This is a genomic window from Pseudorhodoplanes sp. (genome assembly GCF_035565855.1).
Taxonomy (GTDB): Bacteria; Pseudomonadota; Alphaproteobacteria; order Rhizobiales; family Xanthobacteraceae; genus Pseudorhodoplanes.
Window position 1 is genome coordinate 1 of sequence record NZ_DATMRX010000141.1, and the last position, 4,942, is coordinate 4,942.

Sequence of the window (4,942 nt, forward strand, 5' to 3'; positions counted from 1 at the left end):
AGCGGCGGCTGCGGGGCAACGTTGTCGGTACGAAATTTCTGATAATCCATCGGAACAATTTCCAGCGTGTCGCGCTCTTGCGATCACGACACCTGACGATCGCGATTGGCCCAATACGGCGCGCGCAGCGCTTTCTTGTCGATCTTGCCGTTGAACAAGCGCGGCAGCGCCTCGAGGAAATCGATGCTGCGCGGCTTCTTGTAGCTCGCGATCCGTTCGCGGGTGTACTCGATCAACGCCGCCTCGGTCGCCTGTTTGCCAGGATGCAGTTGAACGCAGGCCTTCACCGCCTCGCCCCATTGCGTGTCCGGCACGGCAATGACGGCAACCTCGGCGACGTCGGGATGACCGCGCAGCACCTCTTCCACTTCCCAGGAATAAATGTTCTCGCCGCCGGAAATGATCATGTCCTTCTTGCGATCGACGACATAGACATAGCCGCCATCGTCGACGAAGCCGAGATCCTGCGTGTACATCCAGCCATCGCGCACGACCTCGGCCGTGAGCGTGCTCTTGTTCCAGTAGCCGTTCATAACCGTTGGCGAGTGAATGACGATTTCCCCGATCTCGCCAGGGGTGCATTCCGTGCCGTCATCGCGAAGGATGCTGACCCGGTTGCCGAGAAGCGGCTGGCCCGCGGAGCCGAGCCTCCGCCGCTCGTCTTCGGTGCCATCCAGCACATGGCAATGGGCCTTCAGCACGGTGCAGGCCAGACACTCGGTCATCCCGTAGACTTGCGTGAAGATGGTGCCGAGCCGCGCGATCGCACGCCGCAGCAGCGGCACCGGCATCGGCGCGGAGGCGTAATGGACGCAGCGCAACGCGCTCAGGTCGTAGGGCTTGTTGTCGAGTTCATCGAGGATGCGCTGGATCATCACCGGGGCAAAATGCGCGGCGGTGACCTTCTCGCGCGCCATGGTCTCGGTGATATCGACCGGGTCGAAATTCGCCTTCAGCACGATCTGCGCGCCCATCAGGCTGAAATTCATCTGCTCGATCTTGCCGCCAAGATGAAACAGCGGCATCACGATCAGCGCCTTGTCCGAGGACAATACGCCGCACTCGTGCGACAGCATCCGCGTCGCTTCGACCATCGCGGCATGGCTGATCATGACGCCCTTGGAGCCGCCGGTCGTGCCGCTGGTATACATGATGTAGGCGATATCGGTCGGCTTCGACTGCACTGACGGGACTTCCGCAGACGCGCCGGCCAGCACATCCTCGTAATTCGGGATGCCCGAAGAGCCGCCCTGCAGCGCGATGCGAATGCGAATGCTCGACACCTCTGCGGCAATCTCGTTCGCCGAAGCTGCGAATTCATCCGCGAAGATCAGAACGCTGGGCTGGCAATCCTGACAAATGGCGGCAAGTTCTCTGGTCGAGAGCCGGCAATTCAGATTGACCGTGATGAAGCCGGCGAGCTCTCCTGCGCCGAAGACCTCGACATATTCGCTGCAATTGCGGGCAAGGATCGCCACGCGCTCCTGCTTTCGCACGCCCAGTTCCAGCAGCGCATTGGCGAGCCGGTACATGCGGGAGGCCTGTTCGGCATAGGTGAAGGTGCGCCCCTCGAACGAGAGCGCCGGCTGATCGCTGTAAAGCGCTGCGCCTCGCTTGATCAGATCACCGCATGTCAACGACATTCAGCCCATTCCTGTGAATATGTGTGAGAGGAGCAGCCGACTGCGCGTTAATCGCACGCGCGGTCGATAAGCAATTATAGGAAGGCGTTCGGACAAGCGTCAACAGAGCGCGCGTCATCGGCGCTTCGGTTGGTGCCGCGCCGCGTTTCGCGCGCGCACAGCACGCCGGTTGACAGCGCAGGTGGCGGAAGCGATTATCAATAATAGCACTTATGTACGATAATCGCCCAATTCGCGATGTCCGGCCGGGAAATGCGCCGCACAGCGCTACTGACGGCGACCTGCGGCTTGGAGATCATTGGTGTATTTCGACGAGCTGGTGGTGGGCGCTGAGTTTGTCGGTCAGGGACGCACGCTGACCGAGGCCGATCTCTCCATCGCCTGCATGGTGAGCGGCGATTGGCATCCGATCCACGCTGACGAGACCTACGCAAAGAGCCAGGGACTGCGCGGGCGCTTGTTTCAGGGCTCGTTCGGGATTCTCATCGCAACCGGACTTGCGACCAAGCTGCCGCATTTCAGCGACGAAGTGATCGGCGCGACCGGATTGCGGGAGTGGGCCTATCGACGTCCGCTATTCGTCGGTGACACGATCCATGTCCGGACGAGGATCGAAAGCAAGCGCATGACGTCGGACGGCAAGCGCGCGGTGATCGAGCGGTCGCTGTCGGTGATCAACGACCGGGACGAAATTGTCCAGCACGGCTTCGCTGGAACGATGCTGAGGGTGGTGCAGAGACAATAGACTGCCCCGACGACACGAACGACCACAACAATAATTGGAACGTGGAGGAGGAAAGATGAGGAAACGTTTTCTGTTCGGTTCACTGGCAGCCTTGCTGATGCTGTCCGGAGCAGCGCAGGCTCAAGAGGCCAAACCCGCCTACCCGACCAAGCAGGTGCGGATCGTCGTTCCCTACCCGCCGGGCGGACCGACCGACATGATCGCGCGCCTCCTCGCGCAGAAGCTCGGCGAGCGGCTGGGCCAGTCCTTCTTTGTCGAGAATGTCACCGGTGCGAGCGGAGCCGTCGGCGCCGGACAGGTGGCGAAGTCCGCACCCAACGGCGAGAACCTTCTGGTGGTCACCAACGACTTCGCGGTCGCATCGGTGACCAACAAAGGCCTGCCCTATGACCCGGTCAAGAACTTCACCCCGGTCTCGATCGTCGCCTCGTCGCCGCAGGTGATCGCGGTCAACCCGTCCGTTCCGGCCAAGTCCATCAAGGAGCTGGTCGAACTGATCAATGCAAATCCGGAAAAATACAATTACGCCGCGCTGGGCATCGGCTTCGGCGCCTTGTCCGCGGAGCGCCTGTTCAAGCTCGGGCTGAAGCAGGACAAGCTGTCCCGCATTCCATTTAACGGAGCGGCGCCCGCGGTGACATCGACACTCTCGGGTCAGACTCCCATCATCTATATGGGCTTGCCGCCAGTGGCGCCGCATATCAGCGCGGAAAAGTTGCGGCCGCTTGCCGTCACCAGTCCGCAGCGGACGCCCGCCTTCCCAAACATTCCGACACTGCGCGAACAAGGGGTCCAGGACCAGGAATCGGAGTTGCAGATCGGCGTGGTTGCCCCCGCCAATACGCCGAAGGCGATCGTCTCGCTGCTGCAGAAGGAAATCAGCGAGATCGTCAAGTTGCCGGAGGTGAAGAAAGCGCTCGAAACGGTGAGCTTCACCGCGGTCGCGAGCACCCCCGAGGACTACGCGAAGGCGATCAATTCGGACATCAAGACCTGGGCCGAGGTCATGAAGGACCTGAACATCCAGCCGAACTGATGATCATCGCCGCAGCGGGTCAGGCCAGGCGTCAACACACCGGCGCCTGGCCTGTCTCCCCCGCGGCGCAGGCCAAGCGACGCGTGCGGCGAACGGACGAGATGTCATGAAGGTGCTGATCACCGGCGGCATGGGCGTGATCGGCTCCGAGGCCAGCCGCAAATTCGTGAAGGAGGGACACCGCCCGGTCCTGTACGCACGTCATCGCGACGACAACCTGATCGCGGACCTTGCCGACAAGGTCGATATCGCGCTCGGCGATGTCACCGACCTGCCGCGCCTGCTGGACGTCATCAAGACGAACCGCATCACGCATATCGTGCATGCGGCGGCCTTCGTCGGCGCGGTTTCGCAGGCCAACCCGCCGCTCAGCATTGACGTCAACGTCCGCGGCACAGTGAACGTGCTCGAGGCCGCGCGGCTATTCGGCATCCGGCGCGTGGTCTTCACCAGCGCCAAAGGTGTTTACGGCCCGCTGACCGGCGAATTCGGTTATCCGAATTACCGGCCGATCCCGGAAGACATGCCGAAAAATCCGAAGCGCATCTACGATGCGGCCAAGCAGATAGGCGAGCACCTCTGCCTTTATTATAACGACACAATGGGGGTCGACAGCGTCGTGCTGCGCTTTGCGACGACCTATGGTCCCGGCAAGACCGCGCGCCACGGCAAGATGGGCGTGACCAGCCAGATCGTCGAAGCGCCGGCGGCGGGCAAGCCGTTCCACATCGCGCAGGGCGGCGACGAGAAGGACGATTTCATCTACAACAAGGATTCAGCGCTCGGGATTTACCTCGCGACGATCGCGGAGAATCCCAAGAGCCGTGTCTACAATATCGGCAGCGGAGTCGGATCGACGCTGCGCGATTTCGAGCGCGCGTTGCGCAGGCATATCCCCGATGCCGATATCAGCATCGGACCCGGGCTGAATTTTCTCGGCATGCCTTACCCCATGCACGGCATCTATGACGTGACCCGCGCACGGGACGAACTGGGCTTCAAATGCGAATACGATATCGATCGCGGGGTCGAGGATTATCTGCGGACGCTGCGGGCCATCAGGGTGTGAGCGATCCGTCGCATCTCGCGTGAGACGCATCAGATCGGATCATCACCGCGCCAGCATGCAGGACCCGCAGAGGGAGACGGCGATCTCCGGCCACCGCGCACCACGGGTGCCCGTAATCACCGCCGATGGCCGGAGCCGTCCTTCTAGGTATCGGCAACCTGATCGTGCGAGGCGCTTTCCCGCGCGTACTGGATGAGCGCCAGGAAGCGATAAAGGCCATGCACGAACTTGCTGTATGGCAGGGTCAGGAACAGCGCAAAGACCACGCCCAGATGAACGGCGAGCAGCATCCCCATCGCAGGGGTCGCCCTGAACACGAGGAGCAAGAGTCCGGTGACGCTCGTCAACAGGAGCATCATGATGAACGCGACGTCCATGCCGAAGCGCGGCTCGTCGACAAGCACGGGATCCCGGCGCCATTTCGCCACCAGCAAACCGACTGGGCCGAC

General features: G+C 61.9%; 4 protein-coding genes and 1 pseudogene. 3 read left to right on the plus strand and 2 right to left on the minus strand.

The window, feature by feature from the left end; all coding sequences use genetic code 11:
- Positions 1-83: 83 nt before the first annotated feature.
- Positions 84-1,643, minus strand: a complete 1,560-nt coding sequence (locus VN004_RS07965) for a long-chain-fatty-acid--CoA ligase (RefSeq protein ID WP_325608725.1) — start codon at positions 1,641-1,643, stop codon at positions 84-86.
- A 301-nt stretch (positions 1,644-1,944) separates the two neighbouring features.
- Here VN004_RS07965 and VN004_RS07970 point away from each other — a divergent pair, with 301 nt between their 5' ends.
- The 3 genes from VN004_RS07970 (at position 1,945) to VN004_RS07980 (ending at position 4,493) form a co-directional block, all read left to right on the plus strand.
- Positions 1,945-2,388, plus strand: a complete 444-nt coding sequence (locus tag VN004_RS07970; RefSeq protein ID WP_325608728.1) for a MaoC/PaaZ C-terminal domain-containing protein — start codon at positions 1,945-1,947, stop codon at positions 2,386-2,388.
- Positions 2,389-2,443: 55 nt separating this feature from the next.
- Positions 2,444-3,424, plus strand: a complete 981-nt coding sequence (locus tag VN004_RS07975) for a tripartite tricarboxylate transporter substrate binding protein (RefSeq protein ID WP_325608730.1) — start codon at positions 2,444-2,446, stop codon at positions 3,422-3,424.
- Between the two features lie 106 nt (positions 3,425-3,530).
- Positions 3,531-4,493 (plus strand): NAD-dependent epimerase/dehydratase family protein, encoded by a 963-nt coding sequence (locus VN004_RS07980; protein ID WP_325608732.1) that lies wholly within the window; start codon positions 3,531-3,533, stop codon positions 4,491-4,493.
- Positions 4,494-4,636: 143 nt separating this feature from the next.
- Here VN004_RS07980 and tcuB read toward each other — a convergent pair.
- Positions 4,637-4,942 (minus strand): annotated as a pseudogene (tcuB, locus tag VN004_RS07985) (tricarballylate utilization protein TcuB); the annotation flags it as partial.

Coding starts and splice junctions, on each gene's coding strand:
- VN004_RS07975 (WP_325608730.1), top strand. CDS start 2,444: ATGAGGAAACGTTTTCTGTTCGGTTCACTGGCAGCCTTGCTGATGCTG.
- VN004_RS07980 (WP_325608732.1), top strand. CDS start 3,531: ATGAAGGTGCTGATCACCGGCGGCATGGGCGTGATCGGCTCCGAGGCC.
- VN004_RS07965 (WP_325608725.1), bottom strand. CDS start 1,643: ATGTCGTTGACATGCGGTGATCTGATCAAGCGAGGCGCAGCGCTTTAC.